30 protein-coding genes are annotated in these 24,793 nt (G+C 57.5%); 29 read left to right on the forward strand and 1 reads right to left on the reverse strand.

Annotation, left to right across the window (positions count from 1 at the left end; all coding sequences use genetic code 11):
- The first annotated feature begins 115 nt into the window (after nt 1-115).
- Both ACEWL3_RS04945 and ACEWL3_RS04950 read left to right on the forward strand, forming a co-directional pair.
- The gene (locus ACEWL3_RS04945) at nt 116-793 is read left to right on the forward strand and encodes an HAD-IA family hydrolase (protein WP_386179769.1); all 678 of its coding nucleotides are present in this window, start codon (nt 116-118) and stop codon (nt 791-793) included.
- Nucleotides 790-1,986, forward strand: coding sequence for a DegT/DnrJ/EryC1/StrS family aminotransferase (locus ACEWL3_RS04950; RefSeq protein ID WP_386179772.1), 1,197 nt, complete (start codon nt 790-792; stop codon nt 1,984-1,986). The genes ACEWL3_RS04945 and ACEWL3_RS04950 overlap by 4 nt, the downstream gene beginning before the upstream one ends.
- Nucleotides 1,987-2,025: 39 nt before the next feature.
- Here the strand turns inward: ACEWL3_RS04950 and ACEWL3_RS04955 are convergent, their stop codons facing one another.
- Nucleotides 2,026-2,511: a pyridoxamine 5'-phosphate oxidase family protein gene (locus ACEWL3_RS04955; RefSeq protein ID WP_386179774.1), complete on the reverse strand. Its 486-nt coding sequence runs from the start codon at nt 2,509-2,511 to the stop codon at nt 2,026-2,028.
- A 149-nt stretch (nt 2,512-2,660) separates the two neighbouring features.
- Between ACEWL3_RS04955 and ACEWL3_RS04960 the strand changes: the two genes are divergently transcribed.
- From ACEWL3_RS04960 to ACEWL3_RS05090, 27 genes are all read left to right on the forward strand, one after another.
- A complete protein-coding gene (locus ACEWL3_RS04960; protein ID WP_114879055.1) occupies nt 2,661-3,824 on the forward strand; it encodes an isovaleryl-CoA dehydrogenase in 1,164 nt (387 codons plus the stop codon).
- On the forward strand, nt 3,821-4,309 hold the full coding sequence (locus tag ACEWL3_RS04965) for a lysozyme inhibitor LprI family protein (RefSeq protein ID WP_386179777.1): 489 nt from the start codon (nt 3,821-3,823) through the stop codon (nt 4,307-4,309). Before ACEWL3_RS04960 ends, ACEWL3_RS04965 begins: the two co-directional genes overlap by 4 nt.
- A 7-nt stretch (nt 4,310-4,316) precedes the next feature.
- Nucleotides 4,317-5,831 carry an AMP-binding protein gene (locus ACEWL3_RS04970; RefSeq protein WP_386179780.1) on the forward strand — a complete coding sequence of 505 codons (1,515 nt, stop codon included), beginning with the start codon at nt 4,317-4,319 and terminating at the stop codon, nt 5,829-5,831.
- The gene (locus tag ACEWL3_RS04975) at nt 5,828-6,361 is read left to right on the forward strand and encodes a hypothetical protein (RefSeq protein WP_386179783.1); all 534 of its coding nucleotides are present in this window, start codon (nt 5,828-5,830) and stop codon (nt 6,359-6,361) included. The genes ACEWL3_RS04970 and ACEWL3_RS04975 overlap by 4 nt, the downstream gene beginning before the upstream one ends.
- A 10-nt stretch (nt 6,362-6,371) precedes the next feature.
- On the forward strand, nt 6,372-7,976 hold the full coding sequence (locus tag ACEWL3_RS04980) for a carboxyl transferase domain-containing protein (protein ID WP_386179786.1): 1,605 nt from the start codon (nt 6,372-6,374) through the stop codon (nt 7,974-7,976).
- A gap of 9 nt (nt 7,977-7,985) precedes the next feature.
- Nucleotides 7,986-8,402, forward strand: coding sequence for an ASCH domain-containing protein (locus ACEWL3_RS04985; protein WP_386179789.1), 417 nt, complete (start codon nt 7,986-7,988; stop codon nt 8,400-8,402).
- A complete protein-coding gene (locus tag ACEWL3_RS04990; protein WP_386179792.1) occupies nt 8,402-10,348 on the forward strand; it encodes an acetyl/propionyl/methylcrotonyl-CoA carboxylase subunit alpha in 1,947 nt (648 codons plus the stop codon). The genes ACEWL3_RS04985 and ACEWL3_RS04990 overlap by 1 nt, the downstream gene beginning before the upstream one ends.
- A 115-nt stretch (nt 10,349-10,463) precedes the next feature.
- Nucleotides 10,464-11,129 carry a glutathione S-transferase family protein gene (locus ACEWL3_RS04995; RefSeq protein ID WP_386179795.1) on the forward strand — a complete coding sequence of 222 codons (666 nt, stop codon included), beginning with the start codon at nt 10,464-10,466 and terminating at the stop codon, nt 11,127-11,129.
- A gap of 62 nt (nt 11,130-11,191) precedes the next feature.
- On the forward strand, nt 11,192-12,049 hold the full coding sequence (locus ACEWL3_RS05000; RefSeq protein WP_386179798.1) for a hydroxymethylglutaryl-CoA lyase: 858 nt from the start codon (nt 11,192-11,194) through the stop codon (nt 12,047-12,049).
- Entirely contained in the window at nt 12,046-12,579 is a 534-nt protein-coding gene (locus tag ACEWL3_RS05005; RefSeq protein WP_386179801.1) for a DUF6653 family protein, read from the forward strand. The genes ACEWL3_RS05000 and ACEWL3_RS05005 overlap by 4 nt, the downstream gene beginning before the upstream one ends.
- A complete protein-coding gene (locus tag ACEWL3_RS05010) occupies nt 12,572-13,354 on the forward strand; it encodes a crotonase/enoyl-CoA hydratase family protein (RefSeq protein WP_386179804.1) in 783 nt (260 codons plus the stop codon). Before ACEWL3_RS05005 ends, ACEWL3_RS05010 begins: the two co-directional genes overlap by 8 nt.
- Nucleotides 13,355-13,486: 132 nt before the next feature.
- Nucleotides 13,487-14,512, forward strand: a complete 1,026-nt coding sequence (locus tag ACEWL3_RS05015) for a fatty acid desaturase (RefSeq protein WP_386179807.1) — start codon at nt 13,487-13,489, stop codon at nt 14,510-14,512.
- A gap of 87 nt (nt 14,513-14,599) precedes the next feature.
- Entirely contained in the window at nt 14,600-15,574 is a 975-nt protein-coding gene (locus tag ACEWL3_RS05020; protein ID WP_386179809.1) for an ABC transporter transmembrane domain-containing protein, read from the forward strand.
- 168 nt (nt 15,575-15,742) lie between these two features.
- Nucleotides 15,743-16,108, forward strand: a complete 366-nt coding sequence (locus tag ACEWL3_RS05025; protein WP_114879043.1) for an NADH-quinone oxidoreductase subunit A — start codon at nt 15,743-15,745, stop codon at nt 16,106-16,108.
- Nucleotides 16,099-16,638 (forward strand): NuoB/complex I 20 kDa subunit family protein, encoded by a 540-nt coding sequence (locus ACEWL3_RS05030; protein ID WP_386179813.1) that lies wholly within the window; start codon nt 16,099-16,101, stop codon nt 16,636-16,638. The genes ACEWL3_RS05025 and ACEWL3_RS05030 overlap by 10 nt, the downstream gene beginning before the upstream one ends.
- Complete coding sequence (locus tag ACEWL3_RS05035) at nt 16,635-17,240, forward strand: NADH-quinone oxidoreductase subunit C (RefSeq protein WP_386179816.1); 606 nt, start codon at nt 16,635-16,637, stop codon at nt 17,238-17,240. Before ACEWL3_RS05030 ends, ACEWL3_RS05035 begins: the two co-directional genes overlap by 4 nt.
- The gene (locus ACEWL3_RS05040) at nt 17,240-17,413 is read left to right on the forward strand and encodes a hypothetical protein (RefSeq protein WP_386179819.1); all 174 of its coding nucleotides are present in this window, start codon (nt 17,240-17,242) and stop codon (nt 17,411-17,413) included. Before ACEWL3_RS05035 ends, ACEWL3_RS05040 begins: the two co-directional genes overlap by 1 nt.
- Before the next feature lie 124 nt (nt 17,414-17,537).
- Complete coding sequence (locus ACEWL3_RS05045; protein WP_386179822.1) at nt 17,538-18,785, forward strand: NADH-quinone oxidoreductase subunit D; 1,248 nt, start codon at nt 17,538-17,540, stop codon at nt 18,783-18,785.
- Between the two features lie 82 nt (nt 18,786-18,867).
- Nucleotides 18,868-20,058 (forward strand): NADH-quinone oxidoreductase subunit E, encoded by a 1,191-nt coding sequence (locus tag ACEWL3_RS05050; RefSeq protein WP_386179825.1) that lies wholly within the window; start codon nt 18,868-18,870, stop codon nt 20,056-20,058.
- Between the two features lie 33 nt (nt 20,059-20,091).
- Nucleotides 20,092-21,042, forward strand: coding sequence for a helix-hairpin-helix domain-containing protein (locus ACEWL3_RS05055; RefSeq protein ID WP_386179828.1), 951 nt, complete (start codon nt 20,092-20,094; stop codon nt 21,040-21,042).
- An 18-nt stretch (nt 21,043-21,060) separates the two neighbouring features.
- Nucleotides 21,061-21,294: a DUF5337 domain-containing protein gene (locus tag ACEWL3_RS05060; protein ID WP_386179831.1), complete on the forward strand. Its 234-nt coding sequence runs from the start codon at nt 21,061-21,063 to the stop codon at nt 21,292-21,294.
- 5 nt (nt 21,295-21,299) lie between these two features.
- The gene (nuoF, locus tag ACEWL3_RS05065; RefSeq protein ID WP_386179834.1) at nt 21,300-22,598 is read left to right on the forward strand and encodes an NADH-quinone oxidoreductase subunit NuoF; all 1,299 of its coding nucleotides are present in this window, start codon (nt 21,300-21,302) and stop codon (nt 22,596-22,598) included.
- Entirely contained in the window at nt 22,595-23,008 is a 414-nt protein-coding gene (locus ACEWL3_RS05070; protein ID WP_435000538.1) for a hypothetical protein, read from the forward strand. Before nuoF ends, ACEWL3_RS05070 begins: the two co-directional genes overlap by 4 nt.
- A 57-nt stretch (nt 23,009-23,065) precedes the next feature.
- Nucleotides 23,066-23,473: an MAPEG family protein gene (locus ACEWL3_RS05075; protein WP_386179839.1), complete on the forward strand. Its 408-nt coding sequence runs from the start codon at nt 23,066-23,068 to the stop codon at nt 23,471-23,473.
- 4 nt (nt 23,474-23,477) lie between these two features.
- The gene (locus tag ACEWL3_RS05080; protein WP_386179841.1) at nt 23,478-23,984 is read left to right on the forward strand and encodes a DUF3291 domain-containing protein; all 507 of its coding nucleotides are present in this window, start codon (nt 23,478-23,480) and stop codon (nt 23,982-23,984) included.
- Entirely contained in the window at nt 23,984-24,223 is a 240-nt protein-coding gene (locus ACEWL3_RS05085) for a hypothetical protein (RefSeq protein ID WP_114879033.1), read from the forward strand. The genes ACEWL3_RS05080 and ACEWL3_RS05085 overlap by 1 nt, the downstream gene beginning before the upstream one ends.
- Complete coding sequence (locus ACEWL3_RS05090) at nt 24,220-24,714, forward strand: DUF3291 domain-containing protein (protein WP_386179845.1); 495 nt, start codon at nt 24,220-24,222, stop codon at nt 24,712-24,714. The genes ACEWL3_RS05085 and ACEWL3_RS05090 overlap by 4 nt, the downstream gene beginning before the upstream one ends.
- Nucleotides 24,715-24,793 lie beyond the last annotated feature (79 nt).

The raw sequence follows: 24,793 nt of genomic DNA on the forward strand, positions 1-24,793 counted from the left end.
CATTCTCTTTACGCGGTTCGCAAAAAGGCGCAAGGGCGGGGCGTTCAAACAAGATTGCGGGTTGCAACATCACGCAGAGCACAAGCGGCGGGGAACCGCCAATAGGGGATGACCCATGAAAACTGTTGTTTTTGATCTTGATGGCACGCTGGCGGACACCAGTGGTGATCTGATCGCTGCTGCCAATGTGTGTTTTCGCGACATGGGGGCCGGTGATATGCTGGATGCAGCCGCTGATGCGGGAACCGCCCTGCGCGGTGGCCGTGCGATGCTGACCTTAGGGATGCAGCGGTTGGGGCGCGCTGATGATGCGGCCACGATTGACCAGTATTATCCAGTATTGCTTGAGGCTTATGCGGCCGACATCGACACCCATACGGTGCTTTACCCCGGTGCGATGGATGCGGTTGCGGCACTGAGAGGGGGCGGGTACCGGGTGGCAATCTGCACCAACAAGCCCGAAAGGCTGGCGGATTTACTGCTGACACGTTTGGGTGTGCGGGATGCCTTTGGGGCGATGCTTGGTGCTGACACATTGCCGGTGCGCAAACCTGACCCGGAACATTTGTTTGAAACCGCGCGGCGTGCGGGCGGCGATCCGGCCCGCTGTATTTTGATCGGTGACACGGACACCGACCGCAAAACCGCACGGGCCGCGGGCGTGCCTTGTGTTCTGGTGACATTCGGTCCGGCTGGTGGTGATATGGCCGCACTTGAGCCAGAGGCGCTGCTGGACGATTATGCAGACCTGCACGGCATCGTAGAACGGTTAATGGGAAAGGCTGTGGCATGAGTGAGATATTCAAGGGAAGTTTTACCCAGCAGGAAGCCATTCCCGAAGACGGGATTGAGGCGGCGATTGCCGTGATGCGGCATGGACGATTGCATCGCTATAACACGGCACCAGGAGAGGTGGCCGAAACCGCGCTGTTGGAGCAGGAGTTTGCCGCCCAGGTTGGTGCGAAGTATTGCCTTGCGGTGGCATCTGGGGGCTATGCCATGGCAACCGCCTTGCGCGCCGTTGGCGTTAAGCCCGGTGATAAGGTGCTGACGAATACGTTCACCCTTGCCCCGGTGCCGGGGGCCATTGCCGCCGTGGGGGCCGTGCCTGTGTTTGTCGGGGTGACGGACCAATTGGTGATTGATCTCGATGATCTGGCTGCCAAGGCGGACCAGGCGGATGTGCTGCTGCTCAGCCACATGCGGGGCCATCTGGCAGATATGGACGCGTTGATGGCGATTTGTGATGCGGCAGGTGTCACAGTGATTGAGGATTGCGCGCATACGATGGGTGCCTCATGGAACGGCGTGGCATCAGGCACCCAAGGCAAGATCGGGTGCTATTCCTGCCAGACCTATAAGCATGTAAATTCCGGCGAGGGCGGCTTGTTTGTGACCAATGACGCCGAGGTTGCGGCGCGGGCGATCATCCTGTCGGGATCCTACATGCTTTATGAACGCCACGCGGCGGGTCCTCGGAAAGAGGCGTTTGAGACCATACGGTATGAAACCCCCAATATATCCGGACGCATGGACAATCTGCGCGCGGCGATCCTGCGTCCGCAGTTGCGTAAACTTGATGCGCAACGTACGCGCTGGAATGCGCGGTATTATGAAATTGAAAAAGGACTGCGCGACACGCCGGGCCTGACGGTCATTGACCGCCCCGCGCAAGAGGTGATCGTTGGCTCGTCCATTCAGTTCTTGCTGAAAGACTGGGCCGAGGACGCCGTGCGCGAGGTATTGAAACGCTGTGCCGCACGCGGGGTCGAATTGAAATGGTTCGGCGGAGCCGAGCCGGTTGGCTTTACCAGCCGCTACGATTCATGGCGGTATGTCGATGCACCCCGGATGCCAGCAAGCGATGCGATTTTGGCCGGGATCGTGGACATGCGTGTGCCGCTGACATTCAGTCTTGAGGACTGCGCGTTGATCGCCCGGATCATCCGGGCAGAGGTGAGCGCAGTCTATCAGTCGCAAGAATAATCCCCCTCCGAAATCGGAGAGGGATTGAGACGTTTCAAATCAAGCCGCTTTGAAATGGATGGTGCCATGGTCGCCCATGTCAGGTTTGCTGTCGGTGAGATGGGCCTTGGCGACTTCATAAAGAAACCTGAGGCTGCCACCGGTTGCCCAGACTTCGGCCTCGGTCAGATCAAAGCGGATCAATTGAACATCATCATCCTGTTTGCCACCCTCAAACCACGCGGCCGCGATCCCGTTCCAAATTTCATCCAGCTTTGCGGCATCGGTTGAGACGCTGACATGACCTTCAATGCGGGCGTAAAGCGCCTCGTCATTGCTGGATATGATGTATTCTCCTGCTGCACCCGTTGTTGCCGCCTTGGCAAGATCGGTGCCTTTTGCCGTGATAAACCAGATCACCGGTTCTTTTGCGTCTTCAACGACATAGTGGCTCATCGGTACGGCGCGTGCGCCATCTGCGGCCATCATGCCCGTGCGGGTGTCTTCAAGGCGGTCCCAGAATTTCTCTTTCAATGTATCGGTCATTTTCTGCTCTCTTTGCTAAATCATGTTATCGTCTTCGCAGGGCTAACGACGACACAGCGCTTGCGGTTCCGTATGGAGCAAAATGCTTGACGGAAAACGGCTTGTTGCGTAAGTAATGAACAAGCGTTCAATAAATTTGGGGGAAGTCAATGTTCAACGCCAGCATGCAGTTTGATCTGGGTGAAGATGTTAACGCGCTGCGCGAGATGGTGCACCGCTGGGCGCAGGAGCGGGTCAAGCCGATGGCCGCCGACATCGACAGCAAAAATGAATTTCCCGCTGAACTTTGGACGGAAATGGGTGAACTGGGCCTTCTTGGCATGACCGTTGACGAAGAATTTGGCGGATCAGGACTTGGGTATGTCGCGCACACCGTTGCGGTTGAGGAAATCGCGCGGGCTTCGGCGTCGGTCTCTTTGTCATATGGCGCACATTCAAACCTTTGCGTAAATCAGATCAAGCTGAATGGCACGGCAGAGCAAAAGGCAAAGTATCTGCCCAAATTATGCTCGGGCGAACATGTGGGCGCATTGGCGATGTCTGAAACAAGTGCGGGCAGCGATGTGGTCAGCATGAAATTGCGCGCCGAAAAGCGAAACGATCATTTTCGGCTATCCGGCAATAAATACTGGATCACCAATGGCCCGGACGCCGAAACGCTGGTGGTCTATGCAAAGACAGATATGGATGCCGGATCAAAAGGCATCACCGCATTTCTGATCGAAAAGTCGATGAAGGGCTTCAGTACCAGCAACCACTTTGACAAGCTGGGCATGCGCGGTTCGAACACCGCGGAGCTGATCTTTGACGATTGCGAAGTGCCGTTTGAAAATGTGCTGGGCGAAGAGGGCAAGGGCGTGCGTGTGCTTATGTCTGGCCTTGATTATGAACGAGTCGTCTTGGCGGGCATCGGCCTTGGTATCATGGCGGCCTGCCTGGATGAAATCATGCCCTATATGGCAGAGCGCAAGCAGTTTGGTCAGCCGGTTGGCAGTTTCCAACTGATGCAGGGCAAGATGGCCGATATGTACACCGCGATGAATTCGGCACGCGCCTATGTCTATGAGGTTGCCAAGGCTTGTGACCGGGGCGATGTGACACGTCAGGATGCGGCGGCCTGCTGCCTTTACGCGTCAGAGCAAGCAATGGTGCAGGCGCATCAGGCTGTGCAGGCGATGGGCGGGGCAGGGTATTTGTCTGACAACCCGGTGGGCCGTATTTTCCGCGATGCCAAGTTGATGGAGATCGGGGCCGGCACGTCTGAGATCCGCCGCATGTTGGTGGGCCGCGAGATGATGGGGGCGATGGGGTGAAAGGTTTTGCTGTCATCGCCGCCCTGTTGGCCAGCCCCGCTTTGGCGCAGGATTTGCCCTATTCAGATGTGCAAACCCTGCAATGCCTGCAATATGCCGCCAATCCCGACGCGCAAAAAGCCTGTATCGGCCTGTCATCGTCGGCCTGTATAAACACAGAATTGGGTGGGACAACCGTGGGCATAGGCGGGTGTCTCGACGCCGAATGGCAGCTTTGGGACCGGATGCTGAACCAGAACTATCAGTTGCGGATGGCCGAAGCCAAACAAATTGACGCCGAGATGCGTGATATCGGGGCGACCGTTCCCTCACAGGCCACCGCTTTGCGCGCCATGCAACGCGCATGGATCACGTTTCGCGACGCATCCTGCGATTATGAACGCAGCAAATGGGGCGGTGGCACCGGAGGCGGCCCGGCGACTGTGGCCTGCTGGCTGGAACTGACCGGGCAGCAGGCGCTTGCGCTGGCCGCAACGGACAGGTGACCGGATAATGCTGCCGGGCTTGGATCAGAACGGACAATGGGACATTCCGGCGCGGCTGAACATGGCCGCACAGTGTTTGGCTCATCCTGCCGATGCTTTGGCTGTTGTTGATCTGACCGGAGAGACGCGGCGCGATGTGACCATTGGTGCGCTGGAACAAATGACCGACGATCTGGCGCGCGCGCTTGTGCATAGGGTACACCCCGGGGACCGGGTTGGTGTGTTGCTGTCGCAGTCACCGTGGTGCGCCGCTGCCCATCTGGCAATCTGGAAAATTGGTGCGATTTCAGCGCCTTTGTTCAAGCTTTTCAAGCGTGATGCCCTGTCGTCGCGGTGCGGTGACGCGGGTGTGGCACTGGTTCTGACCGATGAAGAGGGGGCCGCATTGCTGGGCAATCTAGCGGAATCGTGGCTGGTGGAGCAGGCTGGTGTCAAAGGTGATCCGATTGCCTTTGCCGACACGGGCCCGGACGACCCTGCGGTGCTGATCTATACTTCTGGGACCACTGGCAGCCCCAAGGGGGCGTTGCACGGCCACCGCGTGCTGACGGGGCATTTGCCGGGGGTGGCCCTGAGCCATGATCATTTGGGCCAAGCCGGTGATTGCCTTTGGACTCCGGCGGATTGGGCGTGGATTGGCGGGCTCTTTGATGTGTTGATGCCGGGATTGGCGCTGGGCGTGCCGGTGGTCGCGGCGCGGATGGCGAAATTTTCGCCAGAGGGCTGCGCAGATGTGATCGCGTGCGGGGATGTGCGGAATGTGTTTTTCCCTCCGACGGCGCTGCGGATGCTCAGGGCCGCGAACGTGTCGCTGCCCGGTTTGCGGTCTGTTGCCAGTGGCGGGGAACCCTTGGGCGCAGAGATGCTGAACTGGGGCCGAAACGCATTCGGTTTAGATATCAATGAATTCTATGGCCAGACAGAATGCAACATGGTGGCGAGCAGTTGTGGCGCTGATTTCCCCGCAAAGGCGGGTTGTATCGGCAAGGCGGTGCCGGGGCATGATGTCGCGGTGGTTGATGAAGCAGGTCGGCCAACGCTGGACGAAGGGGATGTGGCTGTGCGGCGAGGGTCCGCGTCAATGATGCTGGGCTATTGGAATAGGCCCGATGAAACGGCAGCCAAGTTTCGCGGTGACTGGTTGATCACCGGGGATCGGGGTCTGTGGGAGGGCGAGTACCTGCGCTTTGTCGGGCGCGAGGATGATGTGATTACGTCCGCCGGATACCGCATTGGCCCGGCTGAGATTGAGGATTGCCTGATGATGCATCCCGGGGTCGCTACGGTTGGGGTCGTGGGCAAACCTGATGCATTGAGGACCGAGGTGGTAAAGGCCTATGTGGTGCGTAAGGCAGGATCGGATGTCGGGGCGCGGGAATTGCAGAATTGGGTGAAGGAACGGCTGGCAAGCTATTCATACCCAAGGGAAGTTGCGTTTCTTGAGGCCTTGCCGATGACCGTGACGGGGAAAGTTATTCGGAAGGAATTGAAGGCGATGGCTTTGGCGGAGGGTGCGGCATGACCAGCCTTATCAACTCTGCTGCAGGTTTCCGTTGCCCCAATTGCAAATCACGGCAGGAATACTGGCATGTGCGCAAGTTGCTTTGGATCAACCGAATTTGGCCGTTCTTCGTTAAAAGTTACGGGAACTACTTTAAGATGTACAAGGAGCCGGAACTGGGGAAAGTCCGCTGCTATAGTTGTAAGATGGACTTGTGTGTCCCTAAGGGAACGATGGTTAAGTTGGAAGTTTTTTGCTGGGGCATAGCCTGCGCGATTTTCTATGCAATTATGAACTGGGCTTTGCACCAGTCCGCCCTCGCAGGACCGCCATCGTGGAATGGTATGAACACAGAGGAAATTCTGCGTAGCATCGAGCAAATTCAAAGCGGCAACGATCCCTATAGTGGCAGACTGCCGCTGATCATCTTGGCCGTTTGTGTTGCGGCACCTGTAAGTTATGTGATCGGCAGGTTCCTGTCCTACCGTATCGTGAGGCTGGAACGAAACCCACGTGCAGGCCCGTTGATGCCACCCGTATTTGAAAATTAGAGGCTATCCAATGAAACTCATATCCCAAGCTCTCCCATCCTCTGAGGCTTTCAAGGCAAACCAAACCTCACACCTCGAGGCCCTTGAAACCGTGCGCCAAGCGGCTGAGGCCGCAGCCTTTGGCGGTGGTGAAAAATCACGTGCGCGCCATGAAAGTCGGGGCAAGATGTTGCCGCGTGAGCGTGTCGCGAACTTGCTTGATCCGGGGTCGCCGTTCTTGGAGGTCGGGGCGACGGCGGCGCATGGGCTGTATGGCGGGGCGGCCCCTTGTGCGGGTGTGATTGCGGGCATTGGTCGGGTGCACGGGCTTGAGGTCATGGTGGTGTGTAATGACGCCACGGTGAAAGGCGGCACGTATTATCCGATGACGGTCAAAAAACACCTGCGTGCCCAAGAGATTGCCGAACAGAACAATCTGCCGTGTCTTTATCTGGTGGATTCAGGTGGTGCGAACCTGCCCAATCAGGATGAAGTGTTCCCGGACCGTGACCACTTTGGTCGGATCTTTTACAATCAGGCCCGGATGAGCGCCAAGGGCATTCCACAGATTGCCGTGGTGATGGGGTCCTGTACCGCTGGCGGGGCCTATGTGCCTGCAATGTCGGATGTGACGATCATCGTAAAGGAACAAGGCACGATCTTTTTGGCCGGACCGCCCTTGGTCAAGGCCGCGACGGGCGAGGTTGTGACGGCTGAGGATCTGGGCGGCGGCGATGTGCATACGCGCCTTTCGGGGGTTGCGGATTATCTGGCCGAGGATGACGCCCATGCGTTGGCCTTGGCGCGGCGGGCGGTGGCGTCTCTGAACCGTGCCAAACCCGCGACAGTTCAATGGGAAACGCCCGAGGACCCCGCCTATGACCCGGATGAGGTTTTGGGCGTTGTGCCCGGCGATCTGCGCACGCCCTATGACATCCGAGAAGTGATCGCGCGCACGGTGGATGGATCACGCTTTGACGAATTCAAGCCGCGTTTTGGCGAGACATTGGTGACCGGATTTGCGCATCTCAAGGGATGTCCCATCGGGATCATCGCCAACAACGGTGTGCTGTTTTCGGAATCCGCGCAAAAGGGCGCGCATTTTGTCGAACTTTGCTCAGCACGCGGTATCCCTTTGGTTTTCTTGCAAAACATCACCGGATTCATGGTTGGGCGAAAGTATGAAAACGAAGGCATTGCGCGGCATGGAGCCAAGATGGTGACGGCGGTGGCCTGCACCAATGTGCCAAAAATTACCATGCTGGTGGGCGGTTCTTTTGGCGCTGGCAACTATGGCATGGCCGGACGCGCCTATAGCCCTCGGTTCTTGTGGACATGGCCCAATTCACGCATCTCAGTCATGGGCGGACCGCAGGCGGCGGGTGTGTTGGCCACGGTGAAACGGGACGCGATTGAGCGGGCGGGCGAGACGTGGAGCGCCGAGGATGAGGCCAAGTTCAAGCAGCCCACAGTTGATATGTTCGAAGAACAATCGCACCCGCTTTATGCGTCTGCGCGGCTTTGGGACGATGGCGTTATTGATCCGCGCAAGAGCCGGGACGTGCTGTTTCTGAGCCTGTCTGCGGCGCTGAACGCGCCAATCGAAGAGACGAAATTCGGCATTTTCAGAATGTAAGGATGGAACATGACAAAAACGTTGCAGCAGATCATAGATGCCAACCCGGACGCGGAAACCTTTCGGTTTGGCGATGGGCCCGAGCTGTGCGCCCAGATTCTGGCTTTGGTGCGCAGTGGTCACAAAACGGCGACCTGCGATGCGGCGTCCGTTTACGGCGATGGTGGCGATGCATGGCCCGAGGTGGGACGTCGGGACATTGCGCTCAATTGGGATGGTACGCCAGCGGTCATGACCGAAACGGTAGAGGTACAAACGCGGCGTTTTGATGAAATGGATGCCGAATTTGTCGCCGCCCAAGGCGAGTTTCGCGATCTTGAGCATTGGCGCAAAGGATATGAGGCGTATTTTCGGCGTGCTGGTGTGTTTGCACCGGATATGAAGCTGATGTGCGAGCGGTTTAAAATGGTTGAGGATTTTGGCTGATGTTTGACACGATTTTGATTGCGAACCGGGGCGAAATTGCCTGTCGGGTGATGGAAACGGCGCAAGCGATGGGTGTGCGCTGTGTGGCTGTTTATTCGGACGCTGATGCGCGGGCCAAGCACGTGCAGATGGCAGATTTGGCTGTGCATGTTGGCGGATCGGCTCCGGCAGAATCCTATCTGCAAGGGGATGTGATCATACAGGCGGCCTTGGATGCGGGCGCGCAGGCGATCCATCCGGGCTATGGGTTTTTGTCTGAGAACCCCGATTTTGTCGAAGCGGTTGAAAAGGCCGGGCTGACCTTCATCGGGCCCTCGGCGTCGGCCATTCGGGCGATGGGCCTCAAGGACGCGGCCAAGGCGTTGATGATCAAGGCAGGCGTGCCAGTGGTGCCGGGCTATCACGGGTCCGATCAGGATGATGCGTTGCTGGAGGCGGAAGCAGACAAGATCGGCTATCCGGTGCTGATCAAGGCCGTTGCTGGCGGTGGCGGCAAGGGGATGCGTTTGGTCGAAAAGGCCAAGGAATTTCAAAGCGCATTGGCATCAGCCCGGTCCGAGGCCAAGACTGCCTTTGGCAATACGGATGTGCTGGTTGAAAAATTTGTGACTAAACCGCGCCATATTGAGGTGCAGGTTTTTGGCGATGGCACTCAGGCCGTGCATTTGTTTGAGCGCGATTGCTCCCTGCAGCGCCGCCATCAGAAGGTGATCGAAGAAGCACCTGCGCCCGGAATGACCGCAACGATGCGCGAGGCGATGGGGCAGGCCGCAGTCAAAGCGGCCGAGGCCATTGGGTACGCCGGGGCCGGGACGGTTGAATTCATTGTGGATGGGTCCGGCGGGCTCAGCGCGGATGGGTTCTTTTTCATGGAAATGAACACGCGCTTGCAGGTTGAACATCCGGTCACAGAGATGATCACAGGTGTCGATTTGGTCGAATGGCAGTTGCGGGTGGCGGCAGGGGGCGGGTTGCCCAAACGCCAGGACGAATTGAGCATCACCGGCCATGCCTTTGAGGCGCGGCTTTATGCAGAGGACGTGCCAAAGGGTTTCTTGCCTGCCACCGGTACGCTGACGCATCTGAAATTTGCCCTGGGTAGCCGTGCTGACAGTGGCGTGCGGGCGGGCGATACGATCAGTCCGTTTTACGACCCGATGATTGCCAAGATCGTGGTGCATGGACCAAACCGTTCGATCGCCCTGTCGCGTTTGCGGTCGGCGCTGGCGGGATGTCAGGTGGGCGGCACGGTGACCAATCTGGCATTCCTCGGTGCTTTGGCAGGGCATAAAGGGTTCGCTCAGGGCGATGTCGATACCGGACTGATCGCGCGCGACATTGACGCGCTTACCATGGTGCCACAAATCGCGCCACGCCATGTGGCGCTGGCGGGCATGGCGGCCCTTGGGCTGTTGGAAACGGGGCCTGAGACTGGATTCACCCTCTGGCGGCCCTTGCGGCGGCAGGTGATGTTGGCGTGGGCGGATCAAGAGCAGGTGATCAAAGTGCGCGTGCTGTCACCGGATAGGCAGATCTGGACGCTAGGCGATCAGGATGTGACCGCCGAGCGGATTGGCGGCCAGTGGCAGATTGACGGGCAATTGGCGGCGCAGGTCGCGGTTGCGGGTCAGACCATTACCATCTTTGAAAACCACGGAATGGTCTTTTCCCTGATTGATCCGCTGGCAAGGGCCGCTGGCGCGCATGGCGATGGCAATCTGGTCGAAGCACCGATGCCGGGTCTGGTCCGCAGTGTTGATGCAAAGGTGGGTCAGGCTGTGGCAAAAGGCGACAGGCTGGCGGTGCTGGAGGCGATGAAGATGGAACATTCGTTGCTGGCGGCACGCGATGGTGTGGTGGCCGAGGTGCTGGCAACCGCAGGGGATCAAGTCGAAGCAGGGGCCGCCCTGGTGCGGCTGGAGGCGGAAGAAGCAGCAGCCGCATGAGGGCACAGCGGATATGTGCATTGGCAAAAACCGCGCGGCTTTATCGCGCGCAACTCTTGTCGGGGGTTGGCACAGCCGCGCAATACCGGGATACAAGGTCTATGATGGACAAACTATGATCACATTGCACCACAGCCCCCAAACCCGGTCAATGCGCACCTTGTGGTTGCTGCATGAGTTGGATGTCGAGTTTCACGTCAAACTGCATGCCTTTGACAAGAGCCTGCGAGATCCTGAATACCTCAGCCTCTCGCCAGCGGGCCGGGTTCCTGCGCTTGAAATCGACGGCGAGCGGATGTTTGAGACAGGGGCGATCACGCAATATTTATGTGAACGGTTCAGCCCGGATCGGCTGGGCAGGCCGGTCAATGCGCCTGACCGGATGGCATGGCTGGTCTGGGTGCATTTCGCCGAGACCATCAGCCAACATACGGCCGCCCTGACACAGCAACACATTGCGCTGCGCGAGGATCATATGCGCAGCCCCATCGTGATGAAGCTGGAGGCAGCGCGGGTCGCCAAATGCTATGATGCGCTTGAGGCGCGGTTAAGCACCCCGATTGAAAACCGCGACTACATGCTGACCTCTGGGTTTTCGGCGGCGGACATCTCTGTGGGTCAAGCGGTTTACATGTCGCGCTACTTTGTGACTTTGGACAGGCATCCGGCGGTCTCGGAATGGTATGATCGGATCACTGAGCGTGTGAGTTTTGGTAAATCGCTGCCTGAAAACGGTGGGATATACGAAAAAGACTTTTATCCGCCTTGGCCTGTCGAATGAAGCAAGGTTAAGGTTTGTCCATACACGGTCACGAAAAGGGCCGGATCAAATAGGGGGACGCGATGAGTTTGGGACCATGTGAGATTTTTGAGGTCGGTCCAAGGGACGGTCTGCAAAACGAAGCGCGCGAGATTTCTGTAGACAAGAAGGTGGCGCTGATTGATCGCCTTTCGCAGGCTGGTTTTTCTCGGATCGAATGCGCCAGTTTTGTCAGTCCGACATGGGTGCCACAGATGGCAGGATCGGGGCAGGTTCTGGCCAAGATCACCCGCTCGGAAGGCGTGCGCTATGCGGCGCTGACGCCCAACATGCGGGGGTACGAAGACGCGCTGGCCGCTGGTGCCGATGAGATCGCTGTTTTTGGCTCTGCCTCCGAAGGGTTCAGCCAAAAGAACATCAACGCTAGTATCGCGGAATCGCTCGAACGGTTTGCGCCCATACTCGAAGAAGCGCGACATGTTGATATCCCCGTGCGCGGGTATGTGTCTTGTGTGGTTGAATGTCCCTACGATGGCCCGATTGCCCCGGCTGATGTGGCAAAGGTTGCCGATAAACTCTTTTCGATGGGATGTTACGAGATATCGCTGGGCGATACCATTGGCGCAGGCACTCCAGACAGCATTGCGCGTATGTTGTTGGCGGTGCGCGACGTGGTACCGGCGGGCCGGTTGGCCGGGCATTACCATGACACCAAGGGCCGTGCGATGGCCAACATCGATGCGTCGCTGTCGATGGGCGTGCGGGTGTTTGACGCTGCCGTGGGCGGGCTTGGTGGCTGTCCATATGCCCCCGGTTCGCCAGGCAATGTGGCAACAGAGGCGGTGAACCGTCATCTGACGGCACTTGGCTATCAGACGGGCCTTGACCAATCCGTACTGGATGATGCCGCAGCGATGGCTCAGATGATGCGGACGGCATGAAATTGGCGGCCTGGGCCGAGCGGTTGATGGGCATGAACGATGTCGTTTGGGCACGTCATGCGAACCCTTGGTCCGGCTGGACCCGGATGGCCACGGGACTGCCGCTCTTCAGTCTGGCAGTCTGGAGCCGTGTGTGGCTTGGCTGGGGGGCGGTGATTGCGGTTGTCGTGGCGATTGCGTGGATCTGGTTCAACCCGCGCGCTTTTGCACCACCCAAAAACATTGATAACTGGATGAGCAAGGGCGTTTACGGCGAGCGGATTTACCTTGAGCACAAGACAGAGCTGCCTGCCCATCATCAGCGCGCCGCCTTGGTGCTGGGCTGGCTCACGTTGCCGGGCATCGTCATCATGACATGGGGTCTTTGGGGTTTGCGGTGGGAAGGGGCGGTGTTTGGCACGGCTTTGGCCATGCTGCCCAAGATCTGGTTCGTCGACCGGATGGTATGGATATTTGAGGATTGGCAAAGAGCCGGGCGCGCGGTGCCGGGTTTGCCCCCAGAATTAATGCAGGGAGCGGACAATGTTTGACACAATCAGCTTGGATGTGGATGGGCGCGGTGTCGCGACCCTGACGCTGAACCGGCCGGAAAAGCACAACGCGATGTCAGCCAATATGTTGGCAGAACTCACGCAGGCCGCGGCACAACTGGCTGCTGATGCTGCCGTGCGGGTTGTTGTCTTGACCGGGGCGGGCACGTCGTTTTGCGCAGGTGGTGATCTGGGGTGGATGCGCGATCAGGCGGGTATGGATGCGGTAACCCGGTCAAAAGAGGCGGGCAAGCTGGCCGCGATGCTGGGGGCGCTCAATACCTTGCCAAAGCCGCTGATTGGCCGGGTCCAGGGCAATGCGTTTGGTGGTGGCGTCGGCATGGCAAGCGTCTGCGACGTGGCAATTGGCGTTGATACCCTGAAGATGGGGTTCACCGAAACCCGGCTGGGGATCATCCCCGCGACCATCGGGCCATACGTGTTGGCCCGGATGGGCGAAGGGCGGGCGCGCCGGGTGTTCATGTCGGCACGGCTTTTTGGCGCGGCTGAGGCCGTTGATCTGGGATTGCTGGCGCGCGCCGTTCCGCTGGCAGAACTGGATGCGGCCATTGAGGCAGAGGTCACGCCCTATCTTTCCTGTGCGCCGGGGGCTGTGGCCGCGGCCAAAAAACTGGCCCGGGAATTGGGGCCGCGGATTGACGATGCGGTTGTGGCCCACACCATCGCGGCCCTGGCCGCACGGTGGGAAACCGACGAAGCAGCCGAGGGCATCGGCGCGTTTTTCGACAAACGCAAGGCCGCCTGGGTGACTTAACCGTTGCAACAGTTACCCAAATGACGCGGCAGATGGCCCCAAAATCGATGTCTTTTCGGTCAAAGCGGCTTTAACACTTGCTATGTATCTGCATTAGGCTATCCGGGTTGGCAAAACCAAAAGAAGCAGGACATGGCAGAAATAACGCACAACACTCCCGCCGCCGCCGCCGCCCGCGATTGGGTCAAAATACTGGCGAGTTACCGTGAACCAAACACTTTGCGCAGTAGCTTTGAATTGGCAGTCAGCCTTGTGCCATTCGTTGTTTTGTGGATCGCAGCGTGCTGGGTTGCGCAGTACAGCTATCTTGGGGCCTTTTTACTTTCGGCTTTGAACGGCGGATTTCTGTTGCGCTTGTTCTGCATCCAGCACGATTGTGGCCATGGGTCTTTCTTTGGTAACCGCAATGTCAGCGACTGGATCGGTCGGGCGCTGGGCGTGATAACCTTGACGCCCTATGATGTATGGCGTCGGACTCATTCCATTCACCACAGCCATGCCGGCGATCTGGATCAGCGCGGCATTGGCGATGTCATGACCCTGACGGTTGAGGAATATCACCAGCGCACTGCCTTTGGCCGGTTCTTGTACCGCGCCTACCGCCATCCACTGGTGTTGTTCGGGATCGGGCCTGCGTATCTTTTCATTCTTGAGTACCGGTTGCCATTGGGTCTGATGAATCAGGGCCGTTATTGGGTGTCCGCGATGGCCACAAACCTGGCAATTGCCGCAGTTTTGACTGTGATCATCTATTTTGGCGGGCTGCAGGCACTTTTCCTGGTGTTTTTGCCGACAACATTGATCGCGGCCTCGGTGGGTGTGTGGCTGTTTTATGTACAGCACCAGTTTGAGACGACCCATTGGGAAAATCACGAGAAATGGCAGTTGCACGAGGCGGCGCTGCACGGCAGTTCGCACTATGACCTGCCGCCCATTCTGCGCTGGTTCACAGCCAATATTGGCATCCACCACGTCCACCACCTTTATAGCCGTATCCCGTTTTATCGGTTGTCTGAGGTCCTCAATGACCACCGTGAATTGGTGGAATGCAGCCGGATGACATTCATGCAAAGCCTGAAATGCGCCAGCCTTGATCTGTGGGACGAAAAAAGCCGCCGATTGATTTCTTTTGCCGCGGCGCGCCGACAGGCCGCTTGATGCTTGGCGGGGCAGCGCTATCGTTAGATCAGCTGTTTAATTAAGGTAAACTGCTTTCCCTTTTTGATTTGCGCTGATTGGTATCAGATGAAATTATTGAGTTTCTTTTTCAAGGAACGTGAGATCGAAAAAACCGGCGACGATGCTGCGGTTTCGTCGCTGTTGGCCTTTGTCTGGCGGATGACGCGTTGGCATCAGGTTTGGGCCTGCCTGCTGGCCGTGGTGGTTGCGGCTTTGAACCTCGCGCCGATTGAATTACAGCGGCGGATCGTGAACGAGGTTGTCGAGACCCAGAATGTGCCCCTGCTCTTGCAGTTTGGCATGTACTATCTTGGCATCATTGTCCTGCATCAGGCGGTCAAGTTTGCCTTGAACACCTATCAGGTCTGGATGACCGAAAGCACCAACCTTTACACCCGCCGGCATCTCTTGGGCCTTTATGGCAATGCCGTTGATGAGGATGGCGACGAAAACAGCGGGCGGGTCGTGTCCATCATCGGGACCGAGGTGGACAAACTGGGCGGTTTTGTGGGCGAGGGGCTGTCGCAATCCTGTGCCAATGTGGCGCTGCTGCTGGGCGTGCTGGGCTATATGGCTGTGGTCGAACCCTCAATTGCCCTTTTTGCCGTTGGGTTCATGGTCCCTCAGATCATTGTGACGCCATTTATGCAAAAGTATCTCAATAAACTGGTGGAACGCCATGTGGGCTATATGCGCACGCTTGGTGATGAGGTGTCAGAACTTGACGCCACACCAGACGGTGGCGATCTGCCGATCCTCAAGAAAATATTTTCGAACCGATTGCGGTTCAACATGCTCAAGTTCGTGCTCAAGGCGGTTCTCAACCTGCTCAATTCATTGGGCCCGCTGTCAGTGCTGCTTTATGGTGGATACATGGTGATGATGGGCGAGACGCAGGTTGGCGTTATCGTCGCGTTCATTTCAGGGTTTGACCGCATCTCGGGCCCTGTGCGCGAATTGGTTGGTTTTTACCGGGTCTATGCACAGGCCAACGTCCAACACACAATGATCGCCAAATGGATGGACAAGGTGAGGGATTGATTTGGCGCATGTGCCTCATGATCGGCAGGGGAGACCCCGAAATGCCCCCGCTTTCCGCCGTCGCGCCCGTTGACCCCACTGACTGCCACGGTTAAACCCGTTTCAAGTCTGTTCTGCACCGGTCTTTGCCCAAGATCAAAGACCACGCACCGCTAAAGGAGCCACCCCTTGGACGACATGCTGCGGGAATACCTGCCAATCCTCGTTTTTCTGGCCGTTGCCATCGGTTTGGGGATCGTTTTGATCCTTGCTGCTGTGGTTCTGGCCGTGCGCAATCCGGACCCTGAAAAAGTGTCTGCCTATGAATGTGGGTTCAACGCCTTTGATGATGCGCGGATGAAATTTGACGTGCGGTTCTATCTGGTATCGATTCTGTTCATCATCTTCGATCTGGAGATTGCGTTTTTGTTCCCTTGGGCCGTGGCCTTTCAAGAGGTCAGCATGGTTGGTTTTTGGTCGATGATGGTGTTCCTTGCGGTGCTGACCGCCGGGTTCGCCTATGAATGGAAGAAGGGGGCGTTGGAATGGCAGTAACTGAAACGCATAGTCCCGCAACCGCAAGCATGGACCGGGACGTAGCCACGCAGAATCTGAATGCAGAATTGCAGGACAAGGGTTTCCTTGTCACATCGACCGCCGACATCATCAACTGGGCCAGAACAGGTTCGCTGCATTGGATGACATTCGGTCTGGCCTGCTGTGCGGTTGAGATGATGCACACCTCAATGCCACGCTATGATCTGGAACGCTTTGGCACAGCGCCGCGCGCCAGCCCACGTCAATCCGACCTGATGATTGTCGCCGGAACACTGACCAACAAAATGGCCCCCGCACTGCGCAAGGTATACGACCAGATGCCGGAGCCGCGCTATGTAATCTCGATGGGGTCTTGCGCCAATGGTGGTGGGTATTATCACTACAGCTATTCCGTGGTGCGCGGCTGTGACCGGATTGTGCCGGTAGATATTTATGTGCCGGGCTGCCCGCCCACGGCCGAAGCGCTGCTCTATGGTATCTTGCAATTGCAACGAAAGATGCGCCGGACAGGGACGATTGTACGATGAGCGATCAACTGCAGGAACTTGGTGCCTATATCGAGGCCAAGCGCCCCGATTGTGTGCTGGCCTGGGACGTGACCCAAGGCGAGCTGAACATGGACGTGACGCTGACCAATATCGCCGGACTGGTGGAGTTCCTGAAAGGCGATGCCACCTGCCGGTTCTCCACGCTGGTGGACATCACAGCGGTCGATTACACAGGCCGCGCCAAACGGTTTGATGTCGTCTATCACTTCCTCAGCATGTACCAGAACCACCGCATCCGTTTGCGTGTCGCGGTGCGGGAAAAGGATATGGTGCCATCGCTGGTCGATGTACACCCCTCGGCCAATTGGTTCGAGCGCGAAGTCTTTGACATGTTCGGTATCCTGTTTTCCGGCCACCCTGATTTGCGCCGCATCCTGACCGACTACGGCTTTCGCGGCTATCCGCTGCGCAAGGATTTTCCGACCACCGGCTATACCGAAGTGCGTTATGACGAGGTCGAAAAGCGGGTGGTGTATGAGCCGGTGAAGCTGGTTCAGGAATACCGCCAGTTTGATTTCATGAGCCCTTGGGAAGGTGCGGAATACATCCTGCCGGGTGACGACAAAGCGGACGCGAAATAATGGAAGGCATGTGGTGGCTCATTCTTTCGGCACTGACGGCCATCCCGATGGTCAAGCTGCTGCCGTTCTTTGGCATCAATAAATACTGGGCCGCGGCCTGTCTGGTGCCGTTCGGCACGATTGCTCTGCTGTGGTGGATGGGGATGAAGCTGCAAGAGTTGGAGAAGCTGTGATGGAACTGCTTTTTGACGGAATTTTTGTGGTGACTGCAGTACTGACAGCTCGTCTTGCTGCGATGCCCTTTTCTAAATCGACCACTGGATACACGGTTTGCGAACAGTTGGTGAAAGTGAGATCATGATGGACGGCGACATTCGCACAAACACCTATGACGACGGTTCCACGGACTTCCAAACCGGTGAACAGAAAATCCGCAACTTCAACATCAACTTCGGTCCGCAACACCCTGCGGCGCACGGCGTTTTGCGGCTGGTGCTGGAGCTTGACGGCGAGATTGTAGAACGCTGCGACCCTCACATCGGCCTGTTGCACCGTGGTACCGAAAAGCTGATGGAAAGCCGCACGTATCTGCAAAACCTGCCGTATTTTGACCGGCTTGATTACGTCGCCCCGATGAATCAGGAACACGCTTGGTGTCTGGCGATCGAAAAGCTGACGAATACGCCCGTGCCGCGCCGTGCCTCGCTGATCCGCGTGTTGTTCTGTGAAATTGGACGGGTGCTGAACCACTTGCTGAACGTGACCACGCAAGCGCTGGACGTTGGGGCGCTGACCCCACCGCTCTGGGGTTTTGAAGAGCGTGAGCAGTTGATGGTGTTTTATGAACGTGCCTGTGGCGCGCGTCTGCACGCCGCCTATTTCCGCCCAGGTGGGGTACATCAGGACCTGACGCCGGACCTGCTCGATGATATTGAGGCATGGGCTGAACAGTTCCTCAAAGGTTTCATGGTCGATATCGATGGGTTGCTGACTGAAAACCGGATTTTCAAACAGCGCAATGCCGACATCGGCGTGGTGACCGAACAGGACATTCTGGATTACGGGTTCAGTGGCGTCATGGTGCGCGGCTCTGGTCTTGCGTGGGACCTGCGGCGCGCGCAGCCATATGAATGTTACGACGAATTTGAATTCCAGATTCCGGTGGGCAAGAACGGCGATTGTTATGATCGTTACCTCTGCCGGATGGAGGAAATGCGCCAGTCGACCTACATCATCCAGCAGGCGATTGAGAAGTTGCGCGCGCCCGAAGGGCAGGGCGATGTGCTGGCGCGGGGCAAGATCACCCCGCCATCGCGCACTGCGATGAAGACCGACATGGAAAGCCTGATCCACCACTTCAAACTTTATACCGAAGGTTTCCACGTGCCTGCGGGCGAAGTCTACTGCCCGGTTGAGGCCCCCAAAGGTGAATTTGGCGTGTACCTCGTTGCCGATGGCTCCAACAAACCATACCGCGCCAAAATCCGCGCGCCGGGGTTTTTGCATTTGCAGGCGATGGATTTCATTTCCAAGGGCCATCAGTTGGCTGATGTTGCCGCAATTATTGGCACCATGGATGTGGTGTTTGGGGAGATTGATCGGTGATCAGCCGCCCCGTTTTTCTTTTCGCTGAAAATACTCCCGCCGGAGGCATCTGTCGCCACCGCATGCACGAAAGCCTATTCTGATGCTCCGCCGTCTACACCCAGACCAACCCGCCTCCTTTGCCTTCACCCCTGCCAATCAGGCATGGGCTGAGGCGCAGATCACCAAATATCCCGATGGCCGTCAGGCCAGCGCCATCATTCCGCTGTTGTGGCGGGCGCAGGAGCAGGAAGGCTGGCTTAGCCGTCCGGCGATTGAGCATGTGTCCGAGATGCTGGGCCTTGCCTATATTCGAGGTCTCGAGGTTGCGACATTCTACTTCATGTTCCAGCTGCAACCAGTTGGTTCTGTGGCACATATTCAGGTGTGCGGCACCACCTCTTGCATGATCTGCGGGGCCGAAGATCTGGTGGCCGTCTGCAAAGAGCGCATTGCGCAGCATGCACATGAGTTGAGCAGTGATGGCAAATTCAGCTGGGAAGAGGTCGAATGTCTTGGCTCCTGCTCGAACGCTCCGATGGCCCAGATCGGCAAGGACTACTATGAGGATCTGACCACCGCGCGTCTGAATGAAATTCTGGATGAACTGGCTGCGGGCAGGGTGCCGATACCGGGGCCGCAAAATGGCCGCTACGCCGCGGAGCCGCTCAGCGGTTTGACCAGCCTGAAAGACCATGACAGCGGTAAAACGCAGTACAATGCCAGCGTGCAATTGGCGGTGGACATCGGTGACACGGTCAAACGCATTGACGGCACCGAAGTGCCGCTGCTGACCCCATGGCAGGGTAAGCCGGCCAATTCGGCAAAGAAACCGAAAGCCAAGCCATCCACCAACGGGCCCGTTCCGAGCAAGGGAAAGCCTGCGGATGCGACGGGGGTGACGGTGCAGCAGGCTAAGAAGCAATCCAAGGCCAAGCCACCATCGAAATCTGACCCGAAACCTGTAAAAGCAGACACAGGTGTACAAGAATATGACGCTCCGGGCAAAAAGCCACGCACGATGAAAGCACCGCGTAAAGCGGGTGCGGATGACCTGAAACTGATCAAAGGGGTTGGCCCAAAGCTTGAGACCTTGCTGAACACAATGGGGTTTTACCACTACGATCAGATCGCCAAATGGGGCGCAGATGAAGTCGCATGGGTGGATCAAAACCTCGAAGGGTTCAAAGGCCGCGTGAGCCGGGACAATTGGGTCGATCAGGCCCGCAGTCTGGCCTCAGGCGACGAAACCGAATTTTCGAAACGCGCAAAGAAAGACGGCATCTATAAATAAGCCGCATTTTCCGCAGAAGCGGGGAGAGGGACAATGATGAGTAACACATCCGAAAAAGAGGCCTGCACAAAGCGATGCTGGTATATGGGCGGCGGCATTGGATTGCTTTTGGCCGTAATTTTGTGGGGGATCGGCGGTTGGGGTTTCATATCTTCCGTCTTTGTCGGAATTATCGTTGCGGTGATCGCGGGATGGCTCTTGCAAAAACTGCTGTGCGCAGGGATTGAAACAGCGTCATCTGCATCCAGCAGCTCAGCTTCACAAAGCCGCCCGGCAAGCCAATCCGCTGCGGGTGCGTCAACAGCGACAACTGCGGGCGCTGCGGCACCTACTGCTGCCCCAGCCAGCACGGACCAAAACACCACGGCGTCAAGCTTGATGAGCGATCCTGTTGCGAACGATCCAGCCAACAAGACGGCGGCGAAAAAACCCGCTGCAAAAAAGACGGCACCGGCCAAAAAGACCGCAGCGAAAAAGACAACGGCGAAGAAGACTGCGGCCAAATCGGCAGGGGCAGCGACAACCAGTTCCGAACCAGTGGCAGCACCGGCAGCCAAAAAACCTGCCACCAAGAAAGCACCCGCCAAGAAAGCAGAAGCTGCGCCAGCGACCGCAAAAACTGCATCCAAGACGGCGGCGGCCGCCCCAGCCAAGGCAGCAGCAAAGCCAAAAGCAGCCGCCAAGCCCGCGCGCAAGCCCGTTGCGGCGGATGGCAAGCCAGAAATGCTGAGCAAAGCCCGCGCAGGCGGCGCGGATGATCTTAAGCTGATCAGCGGCGTTGGGCCAAAGCTCGAAGGCACCCTGAACGAGTTGGGCGTTTACCATTACGATCAGGTTGCGGGATGGCGCAAAAAGGAAATCGAATGGGTCGATGCCCGTTTGCGTTTCAAGGGCCGGATTGAACGCGACGGTTGGATCGCACAGGCCAAGATATTGGCGAAGGGTGGCGAGACAGAATTCTCAAAGCGCAAGAAAAAGACCTGAGCCGGGGCAGGGTGATCCATGACCAACGCCGACGACAAAGCGCTTGCACGCAAAGGCCAGACCGTTGGCTTGGTCATTGCTGTGACGATGGTTTTGTGGCTGGCGGCACAATGGGTCGGCCCTGCGATGGGGTTGCCGGGGCGCTTTGCCCTGCTGTTTGATTTCGCAGCATTGGCGGCGCTTTTCTGGGCAATGGTCGTGATTTATCAGATGTGGCAGGCCCGCCGGGCCGCCAAAGAAAACCAAAGGTAGGCGTCATGCTTCAAGATAAAGACCGCATTTTTACCAACATCTACGGTATGCATGACCGCACACTGAAAGGCGCGCAGGGGCGCGGCCATTGGGATGGCACGGCTGGCATCATCAAGAAGGGCCGCGAGTGGATCGTTGACCAGATGAAGGCATCAGGTCTGCGCGGTCGCGGTGGTGCGGGTTTCCCAACCGGCTTGAAATGGTCGTTCATGCCCAAGGAAAGCGATGGCCGCCCTTCCTATCTGGTAGTGAATGCGGACGAATCTGAGCCCGGTACATGTAAAGACCGCGAGATCATGCGCCACGATCCACATACATTGGTTGAGGGTTGCTTGATCGCATCGTTCGCGATGAACGCGCATGCCTGCTACATTTACATTCGCGGCGAATACATCCGCGAAAAGGAGGCGCTTCAGGCTGCGATTGATGAGGCTTACGCAGCGGGTCTGCTGGGCAAGAACGCCTGCAAGTCGGGGTGGGATTTTGACCTTTATCTGGCGCATGGTGCCGGGGCCTATATCTGTGGAGAGGAAACCGCGTTGCTGGAGAGCCTGGAGGGCAAAAAGGGCATGCCACGGATGAAGCCGCCTTTCCCTGCGGGTGCGGGTCTTTATGGCTGTCCGACCACAGTCAACAACGTGGAATCTATTGCCGTTGTACCAACAATCTTGCGGCGCGGGCCGGAATGGTTCGCGGGCTTTGGCCGTCCGAACAATGCAGGCACCAAGCTGTTTGCGATTTCTGGTCACGTGAACAACCCATGTGTCGTCGAAGAGGCGATGAGCATTGGGTTTGAGGAATTGATCGAAAAGCACTGCGGCGGTATTCGCGGTGGCTGGGACAATCTCAAGGCGGTGATCCCCGGTGGGTCGTCGGTGCCAATGATCCCCGGCCCACAAATGCGCGACGCGATCATGGATTTTGATTATTTGCGCGAACAACGCTCGGGCCTCGGCACGGCGGCGGTGATCGTGATGGACAACAACACCGATGTGATCAAGGCAATCTGGCGGTTGTCGAAATTCTATAAGCACGAAAGCTGTGGCCAATGCACGCCGTGCCGCGAAGGTACGGGATGGATGATGCGGGTCATGGAGCGATTGGTGACAGGCGATGCGGAGCCTGAGGAAATCGACATGTTGCTGGACGTGACCAAGCAGGTCGAGGGGCATACGATCTGTGCTTTGGGCGACGCGGCGGCCTGGCCGATCCAAGGTCTGATCCGGCACTTCCGCGATGAGATAGAGGACCGGATCAAGCACAAGCGTACAGGTCGGATGAGCGCGGCGGTGGCGGCGGAGTGAGATTTCTAATCGTTGTGGCCGTTTGTGTGTTTGGGGGCGTACAGATGCCCCTTGCGCAGGTAAATCGGGATGGCTTTCAACGAGTTTTGGTTGCGAACCCGGTGCCTGAGATTTTGGCGGCGCGGTTTTTGGCCAGACGCCTTGCAAAGGGCTGTGCGCGGATTGATATGCATGCGGATGTCGAGCCGGCTGTTTCAGCCTTGCGATTTTCACGGCCGGACGAATTTTTTGCAGTGAAGTCTAAATCTGTTGCGGCAGCAGCACGACGTTTGTCGAATGAGTTCGATGCTGAGAACAACAAGCCTTTCAGATTGGATACTTCGCGTGGCCCTCTTGATCCGGCTGTGTGCAAGGCGGCTGAGCGGCGGGTTGGTTTGGACAACCTCGTGGGACTGATGCTGGACATTTGATCAATATTTGCGACTGGCTCCGGGCCTCGCGTTTCGTTTTTTCAAGGAGAATGCACCATGCAGCAATTCGCTGAATACAGTCACGCCATCGCTTCACTCGGTTTGTGGGCTTTGCTCAGTCTCATTCTCGCAGGGCTGTCGACAAAGGGGCGCACGCCGGAAAATCGTTGTGATTGTGGTAAGCCAAAGCGGGACTATGCCAACGCCGTCTATCGGGCGGACCGCGCGTTCATGAATGCGATTGAAAATTCCGGTCCCTTCATTGCAGCAACCATTGCAGCAATACTGGCCGGGGCCGCGCCGTTCTGGGTGAACTTCTTTGCGTCAGTGTTCATCGTATCCCGCGTCGCCATGGCAATTGTTCACATCCGCACAGAAAACCAACCTGCACGTTCTGCGATGTTCATGATCGGATTTGTCTGCGTGGTCGGTTTGTCCCTGCTGGCCGTGATCGCGGCGTTCTGAGACAATGAAACAGCCCGCAGGCCATCACCTCGCTGAGTTGAACCTTGGTATTCTCAAATACGACTGGGACGACCCGCGGGTGCAGGGGTTCGTCGATGGCCTTGATCTGGTCAACGGTGTGGCGCAGCGAAGCCCCGGTTTTATCTGGATGATGTCCGAAGATGAGATGGACGAGGAGCAGCGTGCCTCGGATGGCGCACTGGGTGGCAACCCTCGCACGGCGAGCACGCTTTCGGTCTGGCGCGATGTCTCAACTCTTGAGCATTTTGTTTGGAACACGGTGCACAAGCAATTCTATGATCGCAAGGCAGAATGGTACGATGCGGTTGAGAGCCTGCGTTTTGCGATTTGGTGGGTGCCGATTGGCCATCAACCCACAATGACCGAGGCGATTGCCCGGTTTCGGCATCTGGGCGAACACGGCGACAGTGACCATGCGTTTGGGTGGTCCCATGTGAAACAAGCGCAGTTGTGGAAGACCAAAAATTGCGATGAGGGAACAGCAGCATAATGGGATTTTTCCGTAACATCTGGGACGGCTTGCTGAGCCTTGGGGCCGCGATCCTTTCGTTTGCGATCTTTGCGGTCCCCGTCTGGGCGACCCATCAGGCGATCACCTATGGGATTGTACCGATCTGGGCCTATGCGGCTTTGGTTGGACTGGTCTATATCGGCGGCAACTTGACGATCGCATTCTTGCGCAAAGCTCTGGATGGGGTGGCCCCGCTAAAAGAGAGGAAAAGACGATGAAAGACATGCATCTGGCGGAATTGAATGTGGGGCGATTGTTGACCGCGACCGACGATCCGCGTGTCAAAGAATTCATGGACAACCTCGACCGCATCAACGGTCTTGGCAAACGCATGCCGGGATTCGTTTGGATGATGGAAGGATCAGGTGAGCCGGGCACCGGCAATACCGAGGCTGCGATTGGGGGTGACCCGCAATATGTCTCGAACCTGACGGTCTGGGAAAGCGTCGAGACGCTGGAGAAATTCGTTTGGGGCACGATCCACAAGCAATTCTATGAAAAGCGCGAAGAATGGTTCGAGGTTCTGGGAGCGATGCATTTTGTGATGTGGTGGGTGCCAAGGGGCCATCAGCCGACACTGGAAGAGGCATTGGCCCGGCTGGAGCATATGCGCACGCACGGTGACAGTGACTATGCTTTTGGTTGGTCACATTTGAAACAGGCGCAGATGTGGCAAAGCCACGGGTGCACACAGGCGAAGGTTGCCTGAGCCCGCGTTTTGCAGAATAACAGACACGAAGACGGTAAAGTGGGGCTGCCAAGCGCCCCCGGCCGCAAGAGCAGGACAG

Source organism: Sulfitobacter sediminivivens, assembly GCF_042611115.2.
Lineage (GTDB): Bacteria > Pseudomonadota > Alphaproteobacteria > Rhodobacterales > Rhodobacteraceae > Sulfitobacter > Sulfitobacter sediminivivens.

Excerpts from the sequence above, each read along its gene's own strand:
- ACEWL3_RS05005 (WP_386179801.1), top strand. The coding sequence starts at position 12,046 with ATGAAATTGGCGGCCTGGGCCGAGCGGTTGATGGGCATGAACGATGTC.
- ACEWL3_RS05020 (WP_386179809.1), top strand. The coding sequence starts at position 14,600 with ATGAAATTATTGAGTTTCTTTTTCAAGGAACGTGAGATCGAAAAAACC.
- ACEWL3_RS05090 (WP_386179845.1), top strand. The coding sequence starts at position 24,220 with ATGAAAGACATGCATCTGGCGGAATTGAATGTGGGGCGATTGTTGACC.
- ACEWL3_RS04970 (WP_386179780.1), top strand. The coding sequence starts at position 4,317 with ATGCTGCCGGGCTTGGATCAGAACGGACAATGGGACATTCCGGCGCGG.
- ACEWL3_RS04990 (WP_386179792.1), top strand. The coding sequence starts at position 8,402 with ATGTTTGACACGATTTTGATTGCGAACCGGGGCGAAATTGCCTGTCGG.
- ACEWL3_RS05000 (WP_386179798.1), top strand. The coding sequence starts at position 11,192 with ATGAGTTTGGGACCATGTGAGATTTTTGAGGTCGGTCCAAGGGACGGT.
- ACEWL3_RS05030 (WP_386179813.1), top strand. The coding sequence starts at position 16,099 with ATGGCAGTAACTGAAACGCATAGTCCCGCAACCGCAAGCATGGACCGG.
- ACEWL3_RS05035 (WP_386179816.1), top strand. The coding sequence starts at position 16,635 with ATGAGCGATCAACTGCAGGAACTTGGTGCCTATATCGAGGCCAAGCGC.
- ACEWL3_RS05085 (WP_114879033.1), top strand. The coding sequence starts at position 23,984 with ATGGGATTTTTCCGTAACATCTGGGACGGCTTGCTGAGCCTTGGGGCC.
- ACEWL3_RS04945 (WP_386179769.1), top strand. The coding sequence starts at position 116 with ATGAAAACTGTTGTTTTTGATCTTGATGGCACGCTGGCGGACACCAGT.
- ACEWL3_RS05075 (WP_386179839.1), top strand. The coding sequence starts at position 23,066 with ATGCAGCAATTCGCTGAATACAGTCACGCCATCGCTTCACTCGGTTTG.
- ACEWL3_RS04985 (WP_386179789.1), top strand. The coding sequence starts at position 7,986 with ATGACAAAAACGTTGCAGCAGATCATAGATGCCAACCCGGACGCGGAA.
- ACEWL3_RS04975 (WP_386179783.1), top strand. The coding sequence starts at position 5,828 with ATGACCAGCCTTATCAACTCTGCTGCAGGTTTCCGTTGCCCCAATTGC.
- ACEWL3_RS05015 (WP_386179807.1), top strand. The coding sequence starts at position 13,487 with ATGGCAGAAATAACGCACAACACTCCCGCCGCCGCCGCCGCCCGCGAT.
- ACEWL3_RS05050 (WP_386179825.1), top strand. The coding sequence starts at position 18,868 with ATGCTCCGCCGTCTACACCCAGACCAACCCGCCTCCTTTGCCTTCACC.
- ACEWL3_RS05080 (WP_386179841.1), top strand. The coding sequence starts at position 23,478 with ATGAAACAGCCCGCAGGCCATCACCTCGCTGAGTTGAACCTTGGTATT.
- ACEWL3_RS04995 (WP_386179795.1), top strand. The coding sequence starts at position 10,464 with ATGATCACATTGCACCACAGCCCCCAAACCCGGTCAATGCGCACCTTG.
- nuoF (WP_386179834.1), top strand. The coding sequence starts at position 21,300 with ATGCTTCAAGATAAAGACCGCATTTTTACCAACATCTACGGTATGCAT.
- ACEWL3_RS04955 (WP_386179774.1), bottom strand. The coding sequence starts at position 2,511 with ATGACCGATACATTGAAAGAGAAATTCTGGGACCGCCTTGAAGACACC.
- ACEWL3_RS05040 (WP_386179819.1), top strand. The coding sequence starts at position 17,240 with ATGGAAGGCATGTGGTGGCTCATTCTTTCGGCACTGACGGCCATCCCG.
- ACEWL3_RS05055 (WP_386179828.1), top strand. The coding sequence starts at position 20,092 with ATGATGAGTAACACATCCGAAAAAGAGGCCTGCACAAAGCGATGCTGG.
- ACEWL3_RS04950 (WP_386179772.1), top strand. The coding sequence starts at position 790 with ATGAGTGAGATATTCAAGGGAAGTTTTACCCAGCAGGAAGCCATTCCC.
- ACEWL3_RS04980 (WP_386179786.1), top strand. The coding sequence starts at position 6,372 with ATGAAACTCATATCCCAAGCTCTCCCATCCTCTGAGGCTTTCAAGGCA.
- ACEWL3_RS05060 (WP_386179831.1), top strand. The coding sequence starts at position 21,061 with ATGACCAACGCCGACGACAAAGCGCTTGCACGCAAAGGCCAGACCGTT.
- ACEWL3_RS04960 (WP_114879055.1), top strand. The coding sequence starts at position 2,661 with ATGTTCAACGCCAGCATGCAGTTTGATCTGGGTGAAGATGTTAACGCG.
- ACEWL3_RS05045 (WP_386179822.1), top strand. The coding sequence starts at position 17,538 with ATGATGGACGGCGACATTCGCACAAACACCTATGACGACGGTTCCACG.
- ACEWL3_RS05010 (WP_386179804.1), top strand. The coding sequence starts at position 12,572 with ATGTTTGACACAATCAGCTTGGATGTGGATGGGCGCGGTGTCGCGACC.